This is a genomic window from Candidatus Nanosynbacter sp. HMT-352 (genome assembly GCF_022819345.1).
Lineage (GTDB): Bacteria > Patescibacteriota > Saccharimonadia > Saccharimonadales > Saccharimonadaceae > Nanosynbacter.
On the sequence record NZ_CP089288.1, the window covers coordinates 696,049 to 718,283 of the forward strand.

At 42.9% G+C, this 22,235-nt stretch carries 27 protein-coding genes; 8 read left to right on the forward strand and 19 right to left on the reverse strand.

Features of this window, described 5'->3' with window-relative positions:
• Positions 1-149: 149 nt before the first annotated feature.
• Complete coding sequence (locus LRM46_RS03720) at positions 150-335, forward strand: hypothetical protein (RefSeq protein ID WP_243813056.1); 186 nt, start codon at positions 150-152, stop codon at positions 333-335.
• A gap of 72 nt (positions 336-407) precedes the next feature.
• Here the strand turns inward: LRM46_RS03720 and LRM46_RS03725 are convergent, their stop codons facing one another.
• The 5 genes from LRM46_RS03725 to gap form a co-directional block, all read right to left on the reverse strand.
• Positions 408-1,370 (reverse strand): transketolase family protein, encoded by a 963-nt coding sequence (locus LRM46_RS03725; RefSeq protein WP_243813057.1) that lies wholly within the window; start codon positions 1,368-1,370, stop codon positions 408-410.
• Positions 1,367-2,203 carry a transketolase gene (locus tag LRM46_RS03730; RefSeq protein WP_243813058.1) on the reverse strand — a complete coding sequence of 279 codons (837 nt, stop codon included), beginning with the start codon at positions 2,201-2,203 and terminating at the stop codon, positions 1,367-1,369. The genes LRM46_RS03725 and LRM46_RS03730 overlap by 4 nt, the downstream gene beginning before the upstream one ends.
• Positions 2,203-2,853, reverse strand: coding sequence for a ribulose-phosphate 3-epimerase (locus tag LRM46_RS03735; protein ID WP_243813059.1), 651 nt, complete (start codon positions 2,851-2,853; stop codon positions 2,203-2,205). Before LRM46_RS03735 ends, LRM46_RS03730 begins: the two co-directional genes overlap by 1 nt.
• Positions 2,850-3,302 carry an RpiB/LacA/LacB family sugar-phosphate isomerase gene (locus LRM46_RS03740; RefSeq protein WP_243813060.1) on the reverse strand — a complete coding sequence of 151 codons (453 nt, stop codon included), beginning with the start codon at positions 3,300-3,302 and terminating at the stop codon, positions 2,850-2,852. Before LRM46_RS03740 ends, LRM46_RS03735 begins: the two co-directional genes overlap by 4 nt.
• Before the next feature lie 678 nt (positions 3,303-3,980).
• A complete protein-coding gene (gene gap, locus LRM46_RS03745) occupies positions 3,981-5,003 on the reverse strand; it encodes a type I glyceraldehyde-3-phosphate dehydrogenase (protein ID WP_243813061.1) in 1,023 nt (340 codons plus the stop codon).
• 70 nt (positions 5,004-5,073) lie between these two features.
• Between gap and LRM46_RS03750 the strand changes: the two genes are divergently transcribed.
• Positions 5,074-6,591 carry a RelA/SpoT family protein gene (locus LRM46_RS03750; protein ID WP_243778065.1) on the forward strand — a complete coding sequence of 506 codons (1,518 nt, stop codon included), beginning with the start codon at positions 5,074-5,076 and terminating at the stop codon, positions 6,589-6,591.
• Positions 6,592-6,633: 42 nt separating this feature from the next.
• Here the strand turns inward: LRM46_RS03750 and LRM46_RS03755 are convergent, their stop codons facing one another.
• The 4 genes from LRM46_RS03755 to pheT are packed head-to-tail and all read right to left on the reverse strand — an operon-like array spanning position 6,634 to position 11,341.
• Positions 6,634-7,164: an inorganic diphosphatase gene (locus LRM46_RS03755; RefSeq protein WP_129744815.1), complete on the reverse strand. Its 531-nt coding sequence runs from the start codon at positions 7,162-7,164 to the stop codon at positions 6,634-6,636.
• Positions 7,165-7,167: 3 nt separating this feature from the next.
• On the reverse strand, positions 7,168-8,100 hold the full coding sequence (locus LRM46_RS03760; RefSeq protein ID WP_243813062.1) for an NAD(P)/FAD-dependent oxidoreductase: 933 nt from the start codon (positions 8,098-8,100) through the stop codon (positions 7,168-7,170).
• A complete protein-coding gene (locus tag LRM46_RS03765) occupies positions 8,093-8,770 on the reverse strand; it encodes an FKBP-type peptidyl-prolyl cis-trans isomerase (protein ID WP_243813063.1) in 678 nt (225 codons plus the stop codon). Before LRM46_RS03765 ends, LRM46_RS03760 begins: the two co-directional genes overlap by 8 nt.
• A 57-nt stretch (positions 8,771-8,827) precedes the next feature.
• Positions 8,828-11,341, reverse strand: a complete 2,514-nt coding sequence (gene pheT / locus LRM46_RS03770) for a phenylalanine--tRNA ligase subunit beta (RefSeq protein ID WP_243813064.1) — start codon at positions 11,339-11,341, stop codon at positions 8,828-8,830.
• 176 nt (positions 11,342-11,517) lie between these two features.
• Here pheT and LRM46_RS03775 point away from each other — a divergent pair, with 176 nt between their 5' ends.
• Together LRM46_RS03775 and LRM46_RS03780 are read left to right on the forward strand one after the other, a co-directional pair.
• Positions 11,518-11,793, forward strand: a complete 276-nt coding sequence (locus LRM46_RS03775; protein ID WP_243813065.1) for a hypothetical protein — start codon at positions 11,518-11,520, stop codon at positions 11,791-11,793.
• A 179-nt stretch (positions 11,794-11,972) separates the two neighbouring features.
• A complete protein-coding gene (locus LRM46_RS03780) occupies positions 11,973-12,353 on the forward strand; it encodes a hypothetical protein (RefSeq protein WP_243813066.1) in 381 nt (126 codons plus the stop codon).
• A gap of 143 nt (positions 12,354-12,496) precedes the next feature.
• Here LRM46_RS03780 and LRM46_RS03785 read toward each other — a convergent pair whose 3' ends face one another.
• The 5 genes from LRM46_RS03785 to LRM46_RS03805 all read right to left on the reverse strand — a co-directional run bounded on the left by LRM46_RS03785 (position 12,497) and on the right by LRM46_RS03805 (position 15,305).
• Positions 12,497-12,958 carry a hypothetical protein gene (locus LRM46_RS03785; protein ID WP_243813067.1) on the reverse strand — a complete coding sequence of 154 codons (462 nt, stop codon included), beginning with the start codon at positions 12,956-12,958 and terminating at the stop codon, positions 12,497-12,499.
• Positions 12,959-12,962: 4 nt separating this feature from the next.
• Positions 12,963-13,952 (reverse strand): glycosyltransferase family 2 protein, encoded by a 990-nt coding sequence (locus tag LRM46_RS03790; protein ID WP_243813068.1) that lies wholly within the window; start codon positions 13,950-13,952, stop codon positions 12,963-12,965.
• Positions 13,945-14,661, reverse strand: coding sequence for a hypothetical protein (locus LRM46_RS03795; RefSeq protein ID WP_243813069.1), 717 nt, complete (start codon positions 14,659-14,661; stop codon positions 13,945-13,947). Before LRM46_RS03795 ends, LRM46_RS03790 begins: the two co-directional genes overlap by 8 nt.
• Positions 14,651-14,941: a hypothetical protein gene (locus LRM46_RS03800; protein ID WP_243813070.1), complete on the reverse strand. Its 291-nt coding sequence runs from the start codon at positions 14,939-14,941 to the stop codon at positions 14,651-14,653. The genes LRM46_RS03795 and LRM46_RS03800 overlap by 11 nt, the downstream gene beginning before the upstream one ends.
• Before the next feature lie 67 nt (positions 14,942-15,008).
• The gene (locus LRM46_RS03805; RefSeq protein ID WP_243813071.1) at positions 15,009-15,305 is read right to left on the reverse strand and encodes a nucleotidyl transferase family protein; all 297 of its coding nucleotides are present in this window, start codon (positions 15,303-15,305) and stop codon (positions 15,009-15,011) included.
• A gap of 53 nt (positions 15,306-15,358) precedes the next feature.
• Here LRM46_RS03805 and LRM46_RS03810 point away from each other — a divergent pair, with 53 nt between their 5' ends.
• Entirely contained in the window at positions 15,359-15,778 is a 420-nt protein-coding gene (locus tag LRM46_RS03810; RefSeq protein ID WP_243813072.1) for an NUDIX domain-containing protein, read from the forward strand.
• On the opposite strand, the gene LRM46_RS03815 is transcribed toward LRM46_RS03810, so the two are convergent.
• Positions 15,744-16,592, reverse strand: a complete 849-nt coding sequence (locus LRM46_RS03815) for a glycosyltransferase family 2 protein (RefSeq protein ID WP_243813073.1) — start codon at positions 16,590-16,592, stop codon at positions 15,744-15,746. The genes LRM46_RS03810 and LRM46_RS03815 overlap by 35 nt on opposite strands.
• A gap of 449 nt (positions 16,593-17,041) precedes the next feature.
• On the opposite strand from LRM46_RS03815, the gene LRM46_RS03820 reads away from it, so the two are divergent.
• A complete protein-coding gene (locus LRM46_RS03820; RefSeq protein WP_243813074.1) occupies positions 17,042-17,941 on the forward strand; it encodes a hypothetical protein in 900 nt (299 codons plus the stop codon).
• A 67-nt stretch (positions 17,942-18,008) separates the two neighbouring features.
• Here the strand turns inward: LRM46_RS03820 and LRM46_RS03825 are convergent, their stop codons facing one another.
• Complete coding sequence (locus LRM46_RS03825; protein WP_243813075.1) at positions 18,009-18,350, reverse strand: ASCH domain-containing protein; 342 nt, start codon at positions 18,348-18,350, stop codon at positions 18,009-18,011.
• 85 nt (positions 18,351-18,435) lie between these two features.
• Between LRM46_RS03825 and cyaB the strand changes: the two genes are divergently transcribed.
• A complete protein-coding gene (gene cyaB, locus LRM46_RS03830; protein WP_243813076.1) occupies positions 18,436-19,002 on the forward strand; it encodes a class IV adenylate cyclase in 567 nt (188 codons plus the stop codon).
• A 52-nt stretch (positions 19,003-19,054) separates the two neighbouring features.
• Positions 19,055-20,050, forward strand: coding sequence for an alpha/beta fold hydrolase (locus LRM46_RS03835; protein WP_243813077.1), 996 nt, complete (start codon positions 19,055-19,057; stop codon positions 20,048-20,050).
• Between the two features lie 5 nt (positions 20,051-20,055).
• Here LRM46_RS03835 and LRM46_RS03840 read toward each other — a convergent pair whose 3' ends face one another.
• The 3 genes from LRM46_RS03840 to LRM46_RS03850 all read right to left on the reverse strand — a co-directional run.
• A complete protein-coding gene (locus tag LRM46_RS03840; protein ID WP_243813078.1) occupies positions 20,056-20,517 on the reverse strand; it encodes an HIT family protein in 462 nt (153 codons plus the stop codon).
• Between the two features lie 10 nt (positions 20,518-20,527).
• Positions 20,528-21,850, reverse strand: a complete 1,323-nt coding sequence (locus LRM46_RS03845) for an FAD-dependent oxidoreductase (RefSeq protein WP_243813079.1) — start codon at positions 21,848-21,850, stop codon at positions 20,528-20,530.
• Between the two features lies 1 nt (position 21,851).
• A partial coding sequence (locus LRM46_RS03850) for an HIT family protein (protein WP_243813080.1) occupies positions 21,852-22,235 on the reverse strand: 384 nt, incomplete at its 5' end.

The following is a 22,235-nucleotide window of genomic DNA, read 5'->3' on the forward strand; positions in this document are numbered from 1 at the left end:
TGGTAATTATATCAATTACCGCCCGCTATGCCAAGAGAATTGACATTATGTTGTTTTGGTGATAACATAAAATAACTTTTGCTCGAGGCTTTCCTAGGGGCAAAAGAGCCCTTTGGTCTTGAGCGTTTTCTTTTCGGGAGGAAAGAGAGATGAGTCCTGTCGTAAGAACAGTAGAATTTGCCGCGATCATCATGGCGGTACTCTGCCTGATCTGGTGCGCCGCTATGGTGACCATCATTACAGTCTACGGGACAGACGGCGTGATTGCCGTCTTCATGGCCAACGTCATGACGCCCGCTATCATCTACAGCATGGTCCGCGCACCACACCAGTAGATGCAGCGCATACCCGTCAGGACTACCGCTTTGAGGTCTATTAGATCTTGGCAGTAGCTCCTGGCGGGCTTTTTACTGGAGAAAATTGACAACACTACAAACAATTGAATCGACATCCAAACCGTGCTTTTTCCACAATTCAGACATTTTGCCAGACTCGCCAAATGTATCATTGACACCAATTCGTTTCATCTTCACAGGCAAATTCTCACTAAGGACTTCTGCCACGCTTGAACCAAATCCACCAGCAATCTGCCCCTCTTCCGCCGTAATGACGGCTTGGCATTTTTGAGCCGCATCAAGCACAGCATCCTCGTCCAGCGGTTTAATCGTCGGAAAATGAATCACTTCCGCCTGAATGTCGTATTCATTCGCGAGCTTTTCCGCCGCCAACAATAATTGATAAGTCATCACGCCAGTTCCAAACAAAGCAACGTCTTTGCCGCGCCTCAGCGTGTAGCTTTTTCCAATCTCAAAAGTAGATTGATTCAGGAATAGCGCAGTTTTTTCTCTTGGCAATCTTACATAATTCGGGCGTTTATCTCCAGCCATTGCCGCCGCGATCAGCTTGGCTTCATTGGCATCACCGGGCGCCAAAACCACCGTATTAGGCAAACTTCGCATCAGCGCAATATCTTCCAGCATTTGATGCGTTGCGCCGTCCGGACCAACATTAAGCCCTGCATGAGAACCCACCAGCTTAACTGGCTGATTATTCAAACAAACAGTCGTTCGAATCTGCTCCCAATTGCGACCCGGACTAAACGCCGCATAACTGGCCGCAAACGGAATATTTCCCATAGCCGCCAATCCAGACGCCACGGTAACCAAATTCTGCTCCGCCACACCAACTTCAATTGCCCGCGGACTCCCGATTTCCTCGTAAAACTTACCAAAGCCAACGCTCTCCATTAAATCCGCACTCAGCGCCACCACCAAATTATTTTTCTTCGCAATATCCACCAAGCCTTCGCCAAAGCCCATCCGAATTGCCGCAAGTTCTGAATTCTGCCAATTCTCCATTAAGAAACTCATTTGCCGCCTCCTTCACTCAATTGAACAAGCGCCCGCTCCGCCTCCTCGGCGTTTGGAGATTTTCCATGCCAATGGTAATCATATTCCATAAAATCAACGCCACGACCAGGAATTGTATGCGCGATTATCACGCTTGGCTGCCGAGAATTCTTTGCTTTATCAATCGCCTGAATTATTGCCGAATAATTATGTCCGTCAATTTCCTGCGCCCCCCAGCCAAAACTTCGCCATTTGTCCGCCAAATCCCATAGCGGCATCACCTTTTCCGTATCGCCACCAATCTGAATATTATTTCTATCAACAATCGTAATCAAATTCGACAGATTATATTTTTTCGCAAACATCGCCGCTTCCCAAATATTCCCTTCGTCCAGCTCGCCATCACCCAAACTGCAGTAAACGAATCGCCCAGAATTGCCGCCCAAATGTTGCAATGAATACGCCATACCTGCCGCCTGACTCAGACCACAGCCCAGAGGACCGCTAGTCGTTTCAATTCCTGGTAAGCTGTCGCGTTCTGGATGACCTTGAAGCTTGGAACCAAATTTTCGCAAATTAGCCAACTCTTTTTTATCGAAAAATCCTCGCTCCGCCAGCGTGGCATATAAAAGTGGCGCATAATGCCCATTGCTCATCACGAAAATGTCTCGATCTTCCCAATTAGGATTATCAGGATCTAGTCGCATGGCGTGAAAATACAAAACCGCCATAACGTCAGCAAAACCCAAACACCCAGCAGAATGCCCCGAACCAGCCGCCGATAGTTCGCGAATAACAGATCGACGTAATTTCTGTGATATTTTTTTCAGATTCGTTATAGTATCAATATCCATTAAAGCACGCTCGTTTTATTAATCTCCTGTTGCAATCTGGAGAAAATGGTGCGCGGATCTGACGATTTCTGAATAACGCCGCCAACGTTCAAAACGTTAACGCCACCCTGAACCAGGCTGTACGCATTATCTACCGCCACTCCACCGTCCCAGCCGATTTCAACACTAGGATTAATAGCCTTAATAAGTCGTATTTTTTCTAGTTGCATCAAACTAGCAGTGCCGCCAAATCGCCCCAGTTCACCGCTAAAAATCATCACATGATCTGCTATTTTTATCAGTTCCTCAACCGTTCGCGGAACCGTCGGCTTTAGTAGCGCTAATCCCGCCATAATTCCAGCTTGACGAATCTGCATAAGCGCAGTCTTCACATCTCCCGTCGCCTCTGCGTGAATAATAATCATATGCGGTCTTAGGGCAATCAACTTCGGAACATACTCAGCAACATCATTAACCATTGCATGAATATCAATCATCCAACCCTCTGGCGCCCATAATTCTGGAATTCCAACAGTCAAAGTTGGAGCAAATTCGCCATCAGAAATGTCAATATGCACACGCTCAACAAGCCCGGTTATTTTATTAACCTGCTCTTTGTATTGTTCGGCATTTTCTGCCAAAATTGCTGGTGCGATTACAGAATTACTCATGACAATTCATCCAATTGCGCATTACGCCTATTAAATCGCGGAGCATTTGCGTAAGGAGTGTTTAGCCACGTTTCCACAATTCCTTTCCACGCCGATTCATTGTCTTCCAAAACTCGCGCCGGCAAACACAGAACATTCGAGTCGTTATCTTGGCGCGTCATCTTTGCCTCGAAAGCATCCCAAATAACGCTGGCACGAATTCCTTTGAATCGGTTCGCCGCCATACACATTCCTTGACCACCGCCGCAAATTAATATCGCACGCGGATCTTTACTATCATCGCCAATGACCTTCAACGCCGCCGCCTGCGCGAATTGCGGAAAATCGTCATCAGGATTTAATTCTACACCGCCAACGTCTTGAACGTCATAGCCATTCTTAACCAAATAGGCAAAAACTTTTTCCTTCAAAATAAAGCCACGATGGTCAGATCCGAGATAGATTTTCATAATTTTAGTATAAGCATTTTCGGTGATTTTTGCAAGGAAAAGTTAGGTATTTTATCAGAGGTAGGGTATAGCTATTTGACAAAAAGTATTGACATTTCGCGGCTGGTATGATATATATATATCAGCTTTTCAAACCGTGAAAAGCAACTAACCGGGGAGTTCACCCCGGTTGAGGTCGCGGTTCTGAAAGGCCGCACCTCAAAATTTCTCTGAAAGGAGAAATCGTGTCTACTGCTCGTAGTACACTCATTATTCTGCTGCTTGCCGTGTTCGGGTTGACCGGGTTGACCGGATGTGCAGACGTCAGCGACGTCTGGACTCAGGACCTTGTCAAGGCGGGGTTCACCGACCCCGTCCCCATCAATGACTCGGGGGAAGCCGCAGGGGTAATCATGGCCTCGGCCGGCAGTTGTAGGATTCGGTTTGTCATTGACAGGCAAACCGACACAATATACGCGGAGGTCCCAGGCAGTGATATCTCTGACGAACCTTCGTTCGTCAGAAGCCCATCACTTGAAATCTTGAAGCAGGACGAGAGATTCTCGTCCTGCTTCGGAGAAGATTGAGGCGCCGCGCCAGCAGAAGGCGCGCTAAGATAAATATTCTGTAAAACCGCCGAAAATCCCGGCGTCCCCGCACCACCACGGTGCGGGGTTATTTCCTTTTTGGAAGATGGCCTTATTCACTCTTTTTCAGATAATACGCCACATCCGCCACCAGTTCAACCAGCCGGTTAGAATAGCCCCATTCGTTGTCATACCAGACCATAACCTTGATCAGATTACCGCCAACTACCTTCGTCAACGGAAGATCAACAATTCCAGAATATGAATTGCCAATGAAGTCGCGACTCACCAAAGGTTCCTCAGAAACACCCAAAATGCCTTGATAGAAATTACTCTGGGCGGCTTTTTTGAACGCGTCATTTACCTGCTCGACAGTCACATCACGTCGCAGAAGCGCCGTCACGTCGCTAAGCGACACCACTGGAGTCGGTACGCGCACGCTAAGTCCGTCAAACTTTCCAGTTAATTGCGGCAAGGTTTTAGTTACAGCAATTGCGGCGCCAGTCGTAGTCGGGACAATGTTTTCGGCGGCATTGCGACCTTCTCTAAGATCCTTGGATGGCGCATCCTGAAGCTTTTGACTAGCCGTATAACTATGCACCGTCGTTAGCATTGACTTTTCAACGCCAAATTCCGCGTCCAAAATCGCCATAACCGCGCCCAAAGAATTGGTCGTACAGCTAGCATTAGACACGATTGGTGTCGCGTTTTTCACCTTGTCATCGTTAGTCCCTAAAACAATTGTATCGACTCCCTCAGACTTCGTCGGACCACTGATAACCACACGCTTTGCGCCAGCCGTTAAGTGCTTGCCTGCGCCATCTTTATCGGTGAAAAATCCTGTCGATTCAATCACCACATCAATTCCCAAATCTCGCCACGGCAGATTTTCTGGATCTTTCTCAGCCAACACCTTAACCGACTTACCCTCAATAATCAGCTCGTTTTCCGTAAAATCAACTTGACGTCCGTACTCACCGTAATTGCTATCATGCTTCAACAAATACGCCAAAGTTTTCGTGTCAGTCAAATCATTGATCGCAACAATTTCCAAGTCGCTTCGCTCGTTCGCAATCTTAAACGCATTGCGTCCGATTCGCCCGAAGCCGTTAATTGCTATTCTCGTTACAGCCATATCGCCCTCCCTGTTAGATATTTTCGCTTTAGCTTTTCCTTATTATACTACAAAGTTGTATAATATAAATATGACGCGCGAAGAGTTATTGTCAATTGCTGAACAAAAATACGACGAAGTGCCCGTATTAGTTTTAGCGAGCGCAATCGATTACGCCACGGAAAAGCACGCTGGACAAAAGCGCAAAAGTGGCGAACCCTACATTAATCACCCATTGGCGGTGGCGGGAATTCTAATTGAATGGGGTATGGATATTGATACGGTCGTGGCGGGAGTTCTGCACGACACCGTTGAAGATACCGACGCAACTTTGGACGATTTGGAGAGTTTGTTTGGACGCGATGTGGCGTTTCTGGTGGATGGCGTAACTAAAGTTTCACAAGCTCGTGCCGGGATGCGAAATTTGGATAGTTATTTACCGCACACGAAGGACAATTTGACCAAGTTGATGATTGCCGTGGGCGAAGATGTGCGCGTGATAATTATCAAGCTAGCTGACCGCCTACATAATATGCGAACGCTACAATTTATGACACCAGAAAAGCAGAAAAAAATTGCCAGAGAAACAATTGAAGTTTTTGCGCCGCTGGCCGACCGCTTAAATATGGGACGAGTTCGCGTTCAATTGGAAGAACTGAGTTTTAGATATTTGATGCCGAAAGCTTTTCAGGAAACCAAAAATTTAATGGACAGTCGATTGAAAAAATCGCAACGAAAATTGGATCACGTTCGTCGCGAAGTTGAAGCGCGACTGAAGGCGGAAAAGCTGGTTTTCCAGATGGATGGGCGCGTTAAAAGTGTTTATAGCTTGTTTAAGAAATTGGACAAAGTTGGCGATATCGATAAGATTTATGATCTGATTGCCCTAAGGATAATTGTCGACGATTTATCGACTGGATATTTGGTTTTGGGGATTTTACACGATATGTATCAGCCGATGTATGAACGAATAAAAGATTACGTTGCTAATCCAAAGCCAAATGGATATCAAAGCTTGCATACAACCGTACAAACTCCGAGCGGACAGATTGTCGAGTTCCAGATTCGAACCAAAGAAATGCACGAATACGCCGAGCGTGGATTAGCGGCTAGTTTCCATTACAATGAGCAAAAATTGACCGACGCCTATAAAAAAGGAAAAATCGGAACTATGCCAGCCGATTTATCGTGGATTCGCGAACTTCAGGAGGCTGCTGCCTTAATTAGCGAAGGAAAGCGATTCGACTCTAACAAATTCCGAATGAAGCTATTTTCTGATAGGATTTTTGTGTACTCACCAAAGGGCGACATTTACGATTTGCCTCGCGGGGCATTCCCCTTGGATTATGCCTACCGAATTCACTCCGATATCGCGGCGCGCGCAAGTGGATTTAAGATCAATGGCGTAATGAAGCCGTTCAATTACAAATTACAGCACGGCGATACAATTGAAGTCTTAACAAGCAAATCCGCTCGTCCAAAACCAGATTGGCGGGACGTCATAATTACGCCACACGCCAAAGATAAATTACGCCTACAATTATCCCACTCAAACGGCATCTTACAACAATTAACTGGCGGCGTTTCCTCGTTCTTCCGACACAAGTAACGCTCGCCAGTCTCTCGGCTTTAATCAATAATCAAACGCGATTTATTTTTCGTTCCAACGAGTAATTGACTCGCGGATAATTTGCTTTGCCCTTTCTACGTCGCCGAAGCCCTTAACTACAGTTGAGCCAGGCTTCTTCAAGTCCTTGTAGTGATTGAAATGGTGTTCAATTTGTTTCAACAATTGTGAAGGTAGATCTTCTAGTGAGTTGATTGCGTTGCCAGTGTTTCGGTCGTCAGCCGGAACAACGATAACCTTGTCGTCAACTTCATTATCGTCAACAAATTCCAACACGCCGATAACTTTTGCTTCCATAAAAATACCGGTCGTCAACGGTTCGTCAGTGATAATTAGCGCATCCAATTCGTCGCCATCTTCATCCAAAGTCTGTGGAATGAAACCGTAGTTTGTTGGCTTTGCAAAAATAGCTGGCTCAACACGATCCAACTGCATCACTGCAAGCTCACGATTCCACTCGATCTTATGACTTGATCCCTGTGGAATCTCAACAACTACATTTACGATGCCGTTTTCGACATCACCAGGTGTTAAAATTTGATTAAAATCTGCCATTTTTTACTCCTCTCTGGCTTTTTCTTGTAAATATTCACGAATCTGCAGCGCTGCCACCGCACCTTCACCAACCGCCGAAGCGATTTGCATAGTTGCCCCCGAGCGTACATCGCCAGAAGCAAAAACGCCAGGAATATTAGTGTGCAGATGTTCGTCAGTAATAATATGCCCGCCCAGATCTAATTCAACATCTGAATTTGCCAAAAACTGTGTGTTCGGAATTAGCCCGATAAACACAAACAATCCGTCAGCGGTAAATTCTTTCTGCTCGCCGTTTTGGGTCGATTTAACGCCGTAAAACTTATCGTCTTTGACAATAATTTCATCAGTCGTTGCGCCGATGTGAACGGTAATTTTTCCATCATCGACATATTTCTGCAAATCTTTTTGCAAAATGTCACTAGCACGCAATTTACTGCGAACCAACAGATCAATATGGCTAGCGTATCGCGTCAAAAATATTGCCTCTTGCACCGCTGAGTTTCCGCCACCGACAACGATTAGATTTTTATCACGATAAAACGCACCGTCGCAAGTCGCGCAGTAATGCACGCCTCGACCATATAATTCATCTTCGCCCGAAACGCCTAATTTGCGATGATTCGAGCCAGTCGCCAGCAAAACTGACTTCGCGCGGACAGATTGACCGTCAATCGTCAGCTCCAACTCGCCATCAACTTGCTTCAATTCTGTCACGTCGCCATACTCAATCTTCGCACCAAATCGCTCCGCCTGTTGTTGCAATTCAGATGCCAATTTCATTCCCGTAACGCCCTCAGCAAATCCAGGATAATTGTCAATTTGATCAGTAATCGCCGCCATTCCGCCGACCACGCCACGCTCATATAGAGTCGTGTCGACATCTTCGCGCGACAAGTAAATTGCCGCCGTTAACGCGCTTGGACCAGCGCCAACAATAACAACATCTTTAGACATTGAAACCTCGCGATCGATAATATTGCTTCATCACTTCTGGCATTTCTGGCTCTGGGATATCAGCCGGTTTTTCAATAGCCATCACCACAAACTTAAGTGGAGAATTTGCAGGAATTTTATCGCCCTGAGCTTTGTCACCGTAAGCCTTGTTGGCTGGAATTGTTAATTCACGCACACCGCCAATTTTCATACCAATCAAACCCTCTTTCCAACCCTGAATGACTGCAGTATTTGCCGGGCCATCCATATTGAGCGGAGCTTTCAATTTGCCGTCAGCGATTGATTGATCGAAAATCTCACCCTTAGCATTCCAGCCAATGTAATAAACAGCCAATTTAGTATCGTCCTTAACCTCGGCTCCTTCGCCCTCAACCAAATCTTCTTTAACAAGCTCTTTCACGTCGCCAGCTTCAAACGCGCTAACTCGTGAGCTAAACTCAGAAAACTTGCCGTAATATTTTTGACTCAATTCATTAGCCTGAGCTTCTACTTTCTTTTTTCGCTCGTCAGTAGCCTTGGTGTATTCATCCTTAGCTTTTTCAAACGCGGCTTGATCTTTGGCTTCATTTCCAGGCGCCACCATCATAGCGACAAATCCGCCAACGGTCCCTAAAAACATCATGCCGGCAATAACCCAAATACCTATTCTCTGGCCTTTTGTAGTTGCCATATTCCTCCTTTATTTACCTTTCAATTATAGCAATTTTTATCAAGCGCAACAATCACGTTAAACCTGAGCGGCGTCGAATTCTTCCGCAGCCATCGCGGCAATTTCCTCAATAATCGGCGCAATGTCTTTATCTTCCAGAGTACGCTCAGCGCTCGTAAACTTTACATTCAAAGTTACAGTTTTTGTCGAATCGTCATTTTTTGGCTGATATATCGCAATCGGCGTTATGTCAATTTGTAGCTCACCGTGTTTTTTCGCAACTTCTTCAGCGCAAGCATAAACCTTCGCATAATCAACATTCGAATCCATCTTCAATGAAATATCTCTGGCGGTCGATGGGAAACGACTTAACGGCTGGTAATTATAGTCCTGATTTTTACTCAGATTTTCCTGCAATTTCTCAATATTAATAGAAAACGCCGCGGTGCAATCTGGCAATTTGAAATTACGTCGAGCAGATGAAACCAGCTCGCCAACAATCCCCAAATTGTCGCCATTCTTCGCCACAATCCAAGCGCTGCGTTTTGCATCAAATGGCGCTAAAACGTCGCTGTCAGATTCCGCGATCTTCACAAAATCAACTTCAATGCTCAAATCCTTCATCAGCCTTTCAGCAATTTTCCTCACCTTGTAAAACGGCGCGCCAGCTTGAGGTTTTTTATTCGCATAAACTCCGTCAATGAAAGTCTTTTCAATCGGCAAATTCTCATCGTTAAACCCTAATTTCTTATCGTGAATTTTGCCAATTTCAAACAGCATAAATTCGTCATGTCCAGATTTTATATTGGCGTGAACTTTATCCAACAAACTCGGCAAAATGCTAATTCGGTAATATTGCAAGTCTGGACTAAGCGCATTACTCAAGCGATACGCACGGCTCGGATCTTGCTCAGAATTTTTCAAAACGCGCTCATGAACAAAGCTATATGTCAAAACTTCGTTCGCTCCAGACCTAGACAAACTTTGACGAATTCTCTGTTTCAATTCACGACGCTCATTCTTCGGCGCAGGCTTGATGCTTCGCTCTGGCGAACGACGCGGCAATCTATCAAAGCCATATAATCGCCCAACTTCCTCAACAATATCCTCAGGAAGCTCAATATCTGTTCGCCAAAATGGACTGTAAACCATCACGCCAGCTTCGCCATATTTATTACCATCGTCAACGATAAATTCAACATTCTTTAGTAGTGCCTCAATCTCATTCTCGGCAAAGTCAACACCCAGACGTTCTTCGACAAACCTTTTAGGAATCAACAATCCACCGTGCCAGTGCTTACCATCGACCAACACTTGTCGCAATGAAGAATGATTCTTAAATAGCATAGGACTAGCTTGCTCACCACCAACCATAACAATTAACCATTTTAAGACAGGGTCAATTTGTGCTGGCGACTGCCCCTTATTAAACCTAGTCAGAGCGTCGGTGAAAATTCCGTGGCGCATAGCCGTACGTCTCAGTGCGTACATATCAAAATTGGCACATTCAAGGACAATATTCTTCGTTTCAGCCGAAACTTCCGTATCAACGCCGCCCATAATTCCAGCTAGCCCAATCACACCTTCGCCATCAGCGATAACAATATCGCCAGACGTCAATTCATATTCCTTGCCGTTAAGCAAACCAACCTTCTCGCCACTGCGCGCCATTCGCACGCCAAGTTTATGCCCGCGCAACTTGTCGTAATCATAAGCATGAGTTGGCTGCGCCGTCATAAACATCACGTAGTTTGTCGCGTCAACGATGTTATTGATAGGTTTGCCGCCCATTGCAACTAATTGACATTGCAACCACAACGGACTTGAATGGATATCTACATTTTTTATAGCAATCACAGAGAATGCGGGCGCAAGCTCATTGGCCTCATTAAACACTTCAAGCTCTAAGCCATCGCTATCTGCGAATTCTTGAATAGCATTATACCAGTCAGGACTATTAAACTGCTGATGAAAAATCCCAGCAATTTCACGCGCCACGCCGAGTTGCCCAAAACAATCTGGCCTGTGTGTAAACATCTTATTCTCAATTTCCAGCACGTAATCGTCCAGTCCAAACACTTCCGCAAAACTCGCGCCAGCCTGAAGAGTAACGCCAGTCGGAATATCACGCTCATTGATCTCAATGATTCCCTCGTGATCCGTACCAATCGCCAGCTCATCAGCCGCCGCCAGCATACCCTGACTTAAGATTCCACGCAGCGGTCGCGCATCCAGCACGAACGGCTCGGCGTCATCAAAACTTGCTGGAACGGTGCTTTTTGGCGGCAACCAAATTGCCCACATATCAGCATGAACATTCGGCGCGCCGCAAACCACTTGCACGTAACCATTGTCATCCCTTGCAACGTCCGCCACGCCACCATCGTCAATTTTAGTCACACTCAAACGATCCGCATTCGGGTGCTTTTCGCACTCAACAACTCGCACAATGCGCGCGCCACCATATTTGGCCTTCATGTCAATCACTTCCTCGACACCACCAAGCTGCTGATTGACACGCGACACCAGCTCATCAACTGGCGGCAACTCAAAATTAATCAATTGTTTTATAAGATTTAAGCTAACTTTCATACTGATATAATTATATCATCTTACCGGCAAGTAATCGACCTTAGAAAACTACAAATAACCAAGGTAAAATTGCTCTAGGGTAGAATACAGCCGTCCTTGAACAAGCGGGAGATAATCCTCAAGAACACCTCTCTTCGCACTTAGAGAGGGGTCATTCCCTGAATTATAATATAGCTATGGATTACGATAGATATCTAGAACTACAAACTCGCCTAGAATGGTTTTATGATTTTCATCCAGAGTTTTTTAATGATATTTCACCCGAACAGAAGAAACTACTGCAGGATACATTCCTATACGACGCACCCGACGAACACTATCCGGAGTCATTGCGGGATTTTTATGATAAGAATATTGACAACCAGCCAACACTTCAGAATAATATGCTCTTAGCGGTAGATACTTTATATGAAGCGGCGGGAGCTGGAAGCTTGTTTGATTATGATAAATAAAGCCTCTCTTCGCATAAACACACCACCAAGCTTATAAGATATAGTTTAACTTCCATGCTGATATAATAAACTCATGATTCACAACTTGCATTCAACATATTCTTTACCAGTAGACCACGATACACGTCATAAAACTGTCCACTTCTCATATTTAAACTGATACAATTAATTACTGAAATATGGAAAATAGCATCGGCATCACAATACCAGATTTTATCACTCAAGCTTTTCCTTTACTTAATGAAGCGACATATGTTCGTGAATTTGCTTCTTTCATCACGCTATATCCAGATGCAGTCTATTATCTATTTCAAACAACAGCTAGTCAATCGCTCATACTTGTAGCAATTGACTATCCTGACCCAACGGACGAGAGCCAACAAGTAAAGAAAATATCTGGTGGTTTTGAGTTTGAATTCACGCATCTCATCAAGCCATATGCCAATGACCAGCACCTCAGAATCTGTCCAAATGATGAAGTAGAAGAACTATTTTTCGTCTCAGACCCAAATGGTTGTTGTCACTATTATCTGGCAGCAGTCAAACAAAAGCTGAATTAGTAGGTTTATGTTGACTGAATGTTTGTGAGTTCGGCATGGAAGTAACCTAGCTCGTTTAAGTGAATATTTTATCCTTTAGCTGACAACTATGCTAATTTATAGCCTAAGATAGTTAAAACGCTATAAATTGATGGGCTGTACATCTAGAATCTTTTTAAATATTTTTCTATAAATGACCTATGTTCATTTATCATACTTAATCTACATATATCATCTGTCTTACAAAGATGATATATAGAGGTATTCTTCGCTATAGTCTTTTCAAGACAAATATTATATATTATAGCTAATTCCTTGCCTCTATCAGTGTCGACTAGTTCTATTCCTGCTAACCTCATTGTATAGTCTTTAAGTTTCATGTCAGCCATTATATTATCAGCAATGTCAGGTACACTGCCGTTAAAATTAGCTGATATAATCCTGCCTGGTATACAATATTGTCCAGGCCAATATTTATCTGTCTGTGATCTTTTTTTAAGTATGATTACACTGCTATTATTGTCCGTGATCAGCAGCTCAACTACGGGAATAACTGTTAGTCTAGCTATTTGATAAAACAGTTGTTCTGGTATTTTTCCAGGTGTTATATTATCTAAAGAAAACATCACCTTAGCCTCTGCCCGTATGACTGTGCTTTGTTGAAACCTGTTGAATCCATACCCCATTATCATCCAAAAGACGTCTAGATTCATTTCTTCCTGAGCGAACCTTTTGTAGAACCTTTTTATATGTAGGTAGAAATGAATCAAAGTCTATACCCTTAGACATAGCCAACTCTCTCCATTCTCTATCTATCCATTCCTCTGGATATTTATCATTAGTCCATTTCCTTATCATAGGTATGTACTCTGAAAGCTCTGGAAACGCCTCGGCTAAATCTTTGTGAGCAAATTGATAACGCCATTGCTGGCGATAATAGTCTTCCCAATTCTGAGGTGGAATAAACCGAGCCATATAGTTTTTAGTTACTCTAATCGTCTTAAAGCCGTAATCTCTCGCAATAATAGCTGTTAGCCAATTGTCTTCATGTACTCTAGCTCCAGCTGGAAAGCGTAGAGTAGACCCATCTATAATAAGATCTTTGGACCAACCTAAATATGCTCCATGAAGCCAATATTTCTCAGGAAATGAATGTCTCCTTAAAGCGTTCAGTCGTATAACTAGCGCCAGGTCTTCATCTTTTGGCAGCGTGCCTTCAATTGGGCAATGATGCATACTTACTACTGTTGTATTAGGATGCTTTAGCGCGTCTACAGTCCATGCTATAGATCCAGGATCCATAATTAGATCACCGTCTATTAGTATCAAAGTATCACCTTTTGAAGCATCGATGCCCTCGTTTACCGCAAACATTTTACCAGGTGTATCACAGTAAACTATTTTTGTCTGCACAAGCTCTTCGTCTACAAAATCTCTATTTGAAAATATTCTATCTACGACTATATCGGTAGTTCCTCTACAACAATTGGCGATCACTATAATTTCTGAACATATTCCATAACGAACTATGTCATCTTTAACTGAATAGAGAGTGTTTTTAACGCACTCTGACTCATTTTTTGTGACTGGTATTAGTATAGATACTTTTGGATTACTCATCTTTTTTACCTCCTCTGATTCTGCGTATTATTGCGGAAGTACTAATCTGACCACATAGTACTCTGTCTGTGATAGCGCCGTCTTCCTCGTTGATAATATAAAATTCTCTATCAGAATACCTATCTAATGAAGCTTGTTTATTATCTTTTACAACGGTTAAATCTACGCCCGTGGAAGCCACACTATACTCTTTGCTTTCATGAAGACATTCGCCCTCTTCGCAGAAATTACACGCTTGTGGTCCATGCCTAGTAATAAAATCTACCAAATTTCGCGTGCAGCCGAATGCTTGAAATGACAACATTAAAGCTCTTGTATCCCAATCCAGCACAGGCCTTACCGCTCCCCCTGACGACTCTTTCATGGACTTATTTTCTTGCAGTGCACTATTGGTATCTAAGGATACTAATAGCTTTATATCTCTTGATCCAGCAGCAGTATATAAATCTTCTACTGATTCATATGGATCCTGGCCTAAAGCCTCTAGCATATATATTGCTCCTACAAGTCTAGCTTGTATTAAGCCTCTTACATGGTTTACGCTTAATATGTCATAAGCCCCAGAATTTCCAACAACAAAACTGCCGTCAGATCGCCATTCTGATACTACAGCTTGAGCCTCATCCGCAACACATAGTTGGTCACTAGCTATTCTATGTTGGGTTGTAGAGCTAATAAATCGGCTAGTAGTTTCACTGCTAATCTTCATGAAGAATTTTCCTTATAATTGCTGATGTGCTTATAGGACATTTAAGCAACGCATCTTCTATCTGTAAATCTTTTTCGCTAATAATATTTACGGAATTATCTGCTATAGCATCACTTTTGTAAAGTTTCTGAATAGTATCATGGCTAGTACTCGTTACAACTATTATATCAGGTTTAATAGCCTCGGCTATATAGACATTATCATCATGCGGACACTCAATACCGTTACAGGTATCGCGACCGTGCTGCAGTATAGCGTCAACCAACGGGCGATCTCTCATGTATGCTTGCTTTGCAATCATTAAAGCCCTATTTTCCCAACTTAATATTGGTTTACTGATGCCTCCTTTATCTTTTTTTGAATCCTTTGTTCTTCATTACTCTTTTGTCAGTGTCCATAGAAACTATTAATTTACACTTGCTTCCACCCAGAGATTTGTAATGATGAAGCGCAAGGAGATGATTTATTGTAAATATATCAAATACTCCAGCAGTAAATACTATCTTATATCCATTACTACGCCACGTGGATACGAGATCTTTTATACGATCTATATTACAGAGTTTATTATCCGATTTAATTATTACACCCTGGGTATCTTGCATAAATTCTTCAAATATAGCTTTTAATTCATCACTTTTCATTGCTTATAGAATATCACATTGACCAGATATTGTCTCTCTATTACAATTGAAATATGGTTAAAGTAGTATCAAAAGCGCTTATTAAAGATAAAATTGGCAAATATCTACTGCTCTACAGGGGAGATACACACCCTAATTTCCCTGGACACCTTGATCTTCCTGGAGGAGAAGTAGAATCTGAAGAAACCTCCAGGATGGCGACCGCGCGAGAAGTACAGGAAGAAACTGGCATATGTATATATCCAAATGATTTAAAAAAGCTATTTGTTAAGCAGTACAAAAACACAAAACATGTACTTTTTGAGATAGTCATAGATAAGACTGAGGCTGACATTTCTGTTAAATTGAGCTGGGAACATAAAAAATACCGTTGGATGACGTTATCGGAATTATTAGATGCTAATATTCCAGAGAACGCAGATCCTTATTATATAGATGTTATTGATTATTTAAAGCATTTATCCGAGACTTGATCTGTCCGACATATTTCCCCATATTATGCGCAGACTTCGCACGCTCTTTTTTTACTAAGATAAATCTTCCCAACATTCTTACTACTCCTATAGTAAGCCTTATGATATCCTCTTGATCTCCTCTAATTTCTGGATATATCTGGGCTATAGCATAATTACCCTCGCCATAGTAGACTCCTTGAATATAATTATCCCGCCAAGTCTCCCTAAATCGGTAATTTAAAATAGCATTTTTTACTAGACTAAGCTCGTATCCACAGTAGTGAGCTCTCACGCAAAACTCAACATCATTTGTTGAATAGTTAAATTCCTCATTAAACATACCCAGATCGTAAACCATATCTCTTGTTACGCCTATAGATCCTCCAGCTGCTATTTTTATTAAAAACTGACCAATCTTTTGATCTCTAGGCGCATATCTGGGCAGAACATCAATTGATGAGTTCAGTAAATTGGCATTCATACATGCAGCCACAAAAGAATGGTCATCTAGTGCGCTGGACATCTCAGAGACGTAACAGCTATTTACTGTATCGTCTTGATCTAAGAATAGTAGCTTTTTTGCATCCGCACTATGAATTATGCCCTTATTTAGAGCATGAGCCTTACCAGGTTTATCGCTAGAATCTACTATATCAATATCGTAATTTAGACTGCCTGAAATACTTTTCACGATATCTATAGTGTCATCATGAGATCCGTTATCAGATATAATCACGCGGAAATCGTGATTATCTTGAGAATTCAAAGACTGAAGCATATCAGGTAAGTATCTTGCCCCATTAAACGTAGGTATTATTATTTCAGTATTCATCTACTTGCAATATAAAACAAGTTTTCTTATATTGCAAATAAGGCTCTTGATTTCACCTTAACTATATAACGTGAGTATAAAATTTATTATTACATTATTTCACTCTAAATAAAATCAGGAGAACGGAAGCCTTCTACTCCCGCCCATTACTACAAGATCTCCTAGATATCCGCAGTTTTTGATGATACCCCATCTCGCACCTCAAGAGTCACTCATTGCTTTTGGGCGGGTTTATGATCCTATTGTTTGACGTTGAGGTGTCTTATGTTTTTACTATATAACCCCTCAACACCACAAATCTGTCAACCGTTTCAATCGCATTCGGACGCTTTTCGCGCTCAACAACTCGCACAATGTGCGCTATATCAGCTCATCAGCTGGCGGCAACTCAAAATTAATCAATTGTTTTATAAGATTTAGACTAACTTCCATACTGATATAATAAACTCATGATCCACAACTTATATTCAGCATATTCTTTACCAGCGAACCACGACACGTGCCACCTGTTTGAGCATTTGATCATTAGGCGATTCTTAAAGAAAACGGAAAAAGCTGGCGGCAACCGAGCTTTCGTTGGAGAGTTGGATGGCACGACTAGCGAATCAAGCGTATTTTTTACGTCCGCACTATTCACAAGTGAGTCTAACACATTATTTGAAGAAATCATCAACGATATTACACCTTTTGAAGAGTCTCTTATTCGACAGTCCATCGCACACATAGAAGCCGAGATGCAATCCAATATTGATATAACAGACATGACGCTACTACAAGAACAGCTCGCTCTTTGTCAAAAATATTTTATCGATAGTCAAAAAACCACTCCCAGCAATTCACGCCCAAAATCTAAGATTTCTCCTCTTAAAATCAACCATAGTCCGAAGGATTTTACAGACGTTAAGATTGATATAGAAATTGCTGATGCCAGCGATGAATTGACTGCCGCATTTTTCTGCACATACCCAATACTTTTAGATCTAGTGCGCGACATTTGTTTCGATAAAATCTCATCCTACCCGTCCAGCCCTGGAAAGTTTATAGCGTACTATGACGGCAATTACACCAGCCAAACCTACACCGTAAAAAATACAGACCTTGCTCGACTGAGCTCAAGTGAAACTATACAGACATATTTACAAAACTTTGATATATCTTCGCACGCAACCGACCTAAAAAACCTTGCCGAAGCTTTCACGTCTGACCCATTTTATATTTCAGTGCCCATATATTTTTATCAACAAACCGCCACGCCACTATCCAGAAATGACCTAGCGAAAACTATAAACGTCGCAAACATGAACGCAATCTTAAAACAAATAAAGGCGACGATAGTCCTGGATTATTAGCTCTAGCCGATTTTCTAACAGAGAAAAGATTCTGAAGAGGAAATATTTACGCCGCCAATACGCAAGCTTACCGACAAACCTTAAACTCAATACCAATCACGCCATAGATCTTTTGGTCTTCAATAGAATAAAATTCAGAAATTTGATTTTCTAACCATTCGACATTATCACCACCGAACTTTCGCGGATTATTGTGAGAAAATAAGTCACGAAATGTCGCGTATCTCAGCAAACCAACAACCTCAGCGGTAACAGTTTGCTCGGAATTATCTCTATTTGTAAAAATAATCTGATCCCCGATCTGGATTTTTTGTCGCTTGGTATCGTATAGTCGCGACTCGATAGTCTTATTGCCAGAAATAATAGCATTAAACGGCTCAGTCGCCAATTTTAATTGGTGTGTGGTCATAAAATCATTTACCTTTCTTGCTATAATTAAACCATCATATAAATAAGTATTCAAATATCTACATTTCCATAAGAAAGGCTATCAAATGACCAAAAAATTACTAGAAATCGAGCGCAAGCGCCAGATAACGGGCAATATTGAAGAGCTAATCGGGCGGTTGCAAAACATCGGTTTTGAACTAAAGAGTAATCTCCGCGAAATTGATACGTATTATTCTCGTCCTGATATCGACTTTATGCAGACGGTTGAATGCTTGCGGATTCGCCAGCGCGATAGTTTTGCTGAGGTAACTTATAAGCCAGCAACGACTGCTGCGACACATACGGAAAATAATGTAATCATTAAGCCCGAGACAAACCTGCCAATTCAGCCCGAAGATGCGGCAACCGCCAAGCAGCTACTGGCAAACCTCGGTATGGTGCAACTGGCCGAGGTCAACAAATACCGTCGCTCGTTTCAGTCCTCTGATTTTCCGCAAGCAACGGTAACTATCGACGAAATCAAAGACGCCGGAACTTTCGTAGAAGTTGAGGTTTTGTCAGATAATGAGACTAGTGCACTGATGATGATTAGTAACATTGAAACCAAACTCGGTCTGAATTTAATGGAAATTGTGACGCGACCTTATCGGGATATTTGTATGGGCTATTAAGAAGACCGTTACAAAACTTCACAACTCCACTCGCAACCAATATAATACATCCATGGACACTTCACAAAAAAATCGCATCATAAAAATTACTATTTGGGCAGTCTGCTCAATTATCATTATAACCGCCTTATTAGCCGCCGCAGCTTTCTTTTGGCCAGCAGCATCCAAGCAATTGCAATCTTCAAGCTCTGAAAAATTGAGCTACAACGACGCCATCGCCGCTGCAAATCGTACTGTTAGTGAAGACACTTCAAATACCGACGTTAGACCAGAATGCCGATCGATTATTAAAACCCACGGCAAAAGAACCACCAAAGCCGTTATGATGATTCATGGCGTAAGCGCATGCCCACAACAATTCGCAGACTTGGGCAATACCTTTTTCAATGCCGGCTATAACGTCTATATTCCCCGCGTTCCCAGCCACGGCCTGACGGACAACAAACGACACGGAGAAATCACCATTCCAGCAATGGCGCAATTTATGAACTCCAGCACCAGCATAATTAGCGGTTTGGGCGATGAAACGGGAGTTGTCGGACTTTCCGGTGGCGCAAATATGGCGACCTGGATTACTCAGTACAACAGCCAAACCATATCACGAGCACTGCTTCTGTCACCTTTTTATCAGCCTTCAGCGTCGGAAACTCCTTCCTGGAAAATTCCGCTTTTACGAAATCTTTACGGACGCAATATTCTTCCAGATTCGTTCACGGGTAGCAATTTGTCATATCGTGCTCTTGGAAAATATATAATAATCGCCAAAAACTATAAATCCGACCTAAAAGCTCCAGGGCTAAAATATGTCGGGGTTGTAACGAGCGAAAACGACACCGCAATTGATAAAAATCTCGCGGTCAACATACCTAAGCAAATGGCTGCAGCTTCTGGCGCCAAATTCCAATATTATTCAATTCCGGCTTCATTTGGCATCGGTCACGACATTGTAGCCTTAAACCAAGACGAGGTTAAAAAGCACGCCGACAAATTATATCCGTTCTATCTGAACATGTATGAAGGAAAAGACGTAAAATTAGAGGCGAACTAGCTATCCTATTTACCTTGCACAGCTAAGATTTGCGCCTGAATTTCATCCAATTGAGCATCATCCATTTTTGGACCGTCGGCCGTGGTTAACCAACCAGGATATTTCTCATAAAACGCTTGTTCGTGTGACACTGGCGAACCAATTCCCTTTGCCAAATCACCATGAAGCGGCATCAATTTGGCATGCACGTGTGCCACACCCGTGCCTTCAAAAATCAGTGCCACTCGTGGGGTATCAAACGCTTTTTCCAAAATACCAGCAACTTTTTTCACCGCCAGCATCATTTCAGAATATAGATTGTCATCCAAAGAAAATACGTAATCGCCCGGATTCTGCTTCGGAATCACCACAGTAAAACCTGGTGTATTAGGAAACGACGTTAAAAATGCTAGGAACTTCTCATCTTCCCAAATCTTCCAAGATTTCATTTTTCCAGATACGATGTCGTCAAAAATTGTGCGATTCATAATTACTCCTTTATGCAAATAAATCGTTTAATGCCTCACTCACCGTTGGATGAGTGAATATTTGGTCACGCAGCACAGTATATGGCAGGCCATTATCCATTACAGTTTTGATAATATTAATGACTTCTGGTGAGTTACGACACAATAAACTAGCACCCAAAATCTGTTCAGTGTTTGCATCAATTACCGCACGCAGCAATCCTGTTGTAGCATTATCAACATGCAGGCGTGGAATCGCCATAGCAGGCAGCTCTTTTACGATAATTTCGCGCCCCGTCGCACGCGCCTCAGCCTCTGTCATACCCACCCGACCTAGCGGCGTTTGCATAAAGACCGCGTACGGCAAGGTTTTTTGTTTGGCGCGAGTGTACAGACCGTCACCCAGCAACTGGCTTCTCACAATCCGAAAATCGTCCAGCGACGCATAGGTAAATTGTGGCCCGCCCGTTACATCGCCCATTGCCCAAATATGCGACCGACTAGTGCGAAGTGTTTCATCAACCACAATTGCCCCGCGCTCATCCGTCGCTACACCGGCAGCTGGTAAATTCAAGCTCATCGTTGCCGGGCGACGGCCCGTAGCCATCAAAACCGCATCATAACCAGCGTAATCATCATGATTTACTGTGCGAATCGTCGCAGTATACTCACCCTCAATCGCTGTCACATCCACACTAAACACAATCTCAATACCCTGTGCCTGCAATGCTTCAGTAGCAGCCCGAGCAATTGCTGGATCTTCACGTGCAAGCAGAGCATCGCCCCTCTCAAATACTGTTACTTTTGTACCAAGTTTGGCATAAGTTGAGGCAAATTCTAACCCAATATAACCGCCACCAATGATAGCTAGCTGTTTTGGCTGCGTCATTCTATCCAGCAATTCAGTACTGGTATACACAAACGGCTTATCAACACCTGGAATATCTGGGATGATTGATTCCGCACCGGTGTTAATAAAAATCTGCGGTGCACTAACTACTAGCTCGTCGCTACCCGCCACAACCTTCACAGTACGATCATCTACGAACGATGCCTCACCCTCAATGACGCTCACTGTTTCACGATCCGCAAGCATATGATAGTTCTTCTCATTCAACCGCGCTACCACTGTTGTCTTATGTGCCATCGCCTCATCAAAACTTTGATGATGTTCGGCTGCATTGACTAGCACCTTAGTAGGAATACAAGCAATATTAATACAGGTGCCGCCATACATCTTTGGCGACCGCTCCACTAGCGCTACCTTTTTTTCCGCATTTGCCAGCGCTACCGCCAATGTTTTGCCAGCTTTGCCAAAACCAATGATGAGTACGTCAAATTGTTGTGTATCCATTTTACCTCCTCCTATCTTTTTTAGCGATCTCTCTCGCTGCAACAAATTCTCTATCGGCACACAGAACTGCCTCTTTTATTACAAGTTTTTGAGCTACTACTATTATCGTGTGTAATAGCTCCTTAAAACTGTTCCAAAAAGTCCAACTTACCGCTTCCAAAATACCAGCAACTTTTTTCACCGCCAGCATCATTTCAGAATATAGATTGTCATCCAAAGAAAATACGTAATCGCCCGGATTCTGCTTCGGAATCACCACAGTAAAACCTGGTGTATTAGGAAACGACGTTAAAAATGCTAGGAACTTCTCATCTTCCCAAATCTTCCAAGATTTCATTTTTCCAGATACGATGTCGTCAAAAATTGTGCGATTCATAATTACTCC

Coding starts and splice junctions, on each gene's coding strand:
- LRM46_RS03720 (WP_243813056.1), top strand. CDS start 150: ATGAGTCCTGTCGTAAGAACAGTAGAATTTGCCGCGATCATCATGGCG.
- LRM46_RS03725 (WP_243813057.1), bottom strand. CDS start 1,370: ATGAGTTTCTTAATGGAGAATTGGCAGAATTCAGAACTTGCGGCAATT.
- LRM46_RS03730 (WP_243813058.1), bottom strand. CDS start 2,203: ATGGATATTGATACTATAACGAATCTGAAAAAAATATCACAGAAATTA.
- LRM46_RS03735 (WP_243813059.1), bottom strand. CDS start 2,853: ATGAGTAATTCTGTAATCGCACCAGCAATTTTGGCAGAAAATGCCGAA.
- LRM46_RS03740 (WP_243813060.1), bottom strand. CDS start 3,302: ATGAAAATCTATCTCGGATCTGACCATCGTGGCTTTATTTTGAAGGAA.
- gap (WP_243813061.1), bottom strand. CDS start 5,003: ATGGCTGTAACGAGAATAGCAATTAACGGCTTCGGGCGAATCGGACGC.
- LRM46_RS03750 (WP_243778065.1), top strand. CDS start 5,074: ATGACGCGCGAAGAGTTATTGTCAATTGCTGAACAAAAATACGACGAA.
- LRM46_RS03755 (WP_129744815.1), bottom strand. CDS start 7,164: ATGGCAGATTTTAATCAAATTTTAACACCTGGTGATGTCGAAAACGGC.
- LRM46_RS03760 (WP_243813062.1), bottom strand. CDS start 8,100: ATGTCTAAAGATGTTGTTATTGTTGGCGCTGGTCCAAGCGCGTTAACG.
- LRM46_RS03765 (WP_243813063.1), bottom strand. CDS start 8,770: ATGGCAACTACAAAAGGCCAGAGAATAGGTATTTGGGTTATTGCCGGC.
- pheT (WP_243813064.1), bottom strand. CDS start 11,341: ATGAAAGTTAGCTTAAATCTTATAAAACAATTGATTAATTTTGAGTTG.
- LRM46_RS03775 (WP_243813065.1), top strand. CDS start 11,518: ATGGATTACGATAGATATCTAGAACTACAAACTCGCCTAGAATGGTTT.
- LRM46_RS03780 (WP_243813066.1), top strand. CDS start 11,973: ATGGAAAATAGCATCGGCATCACAATACCAGATTTTATCACTCAAGCT.
- LRM46_RS03785 (WP_243813067.1), bottom strand. CDS start 12,958: ATGTTTTCTTTAGATAATATAACACCTGGAAAAATACCAGAACAACTG.
- LRM46_RS03790 (WP_243813068.1), bottom strand. CDS start 13,952: ATGAGTAATCCAAAAGTATCTATACTAATACCAGTCACAAAAAATGAG.
- LRM46_RS03795 (WP_243813069.1), bottom strand. CDS start 14,661: ATGAAGATTAGCAGTGAAACTACTAGCCGATTTATTAGCTCTACAACC.
- LRM46_RS03800 (WP_243813070.1), bottom strand. CDS start 14,941: ATGAGAGATCGCCCGTTGGTTGACGCTATACTGCAGCACGGTCGCGAT.
- LRM46_RS03805 (WP_243813071.1), bottom strand. CDS start 15,305: ATGAAAAGTGATGAATTAAAAGCTATATTTGAAGAATTTATGCAAGAT.
- LRM46_RS03810 (WP_243813072.1), top strand. CDS start 15,359: ATGGTTAAAGTAGTATCAAAAGCGCTTATTAAAGATAAAATTGGCAAA.
- LRM46_RS03815 (WP_243813073.1), bottom strand. CDS start 16,592: ATGAATACTGAAATAATAATACCTACGTTTAATGGGGCAAGATACTTA.
- LRM46_RS03820 (WP_243813074.1), top strand. CDS start 17,042: ATGATCCACAACTTATATTCAGCATATTCTTTACCAGCGAACCACGAC.
- LRM46_RS03825 (WP_243813075.1), bottom strand. CDS start 18,350: ATGACCACACACCAATTAAAATTGGCGACTGAGCCGTTTAATGCTATT.
- cyaB (WP_243813076.1), top strand. CDS start 18,436: ATGACCAAAAAATTACTAGAAATCGAGCGCAAGCGCCAGATAACGGGC.
- LRM46_RS03835 (WP_243813077.1), top strand. CDS start 19,055: ATGGACACTTCACAAAAAAATCGCATCATAAAAATTACTATTTGGGCA.
- LRM46_RS03840 (WP_243813078.1), bottom strand. CDS start 20,517: ATGAATCGCACAATTTTTGACGACATCGTATCTGGAAAAATGAAATCT.
- LRM46_RS03845 (WP_243813079.1), bottom strand. CDS start 21,850: ATGGATACACAACAATTTGACGTACTCATCATTGGTTTTGGCAAAGCT.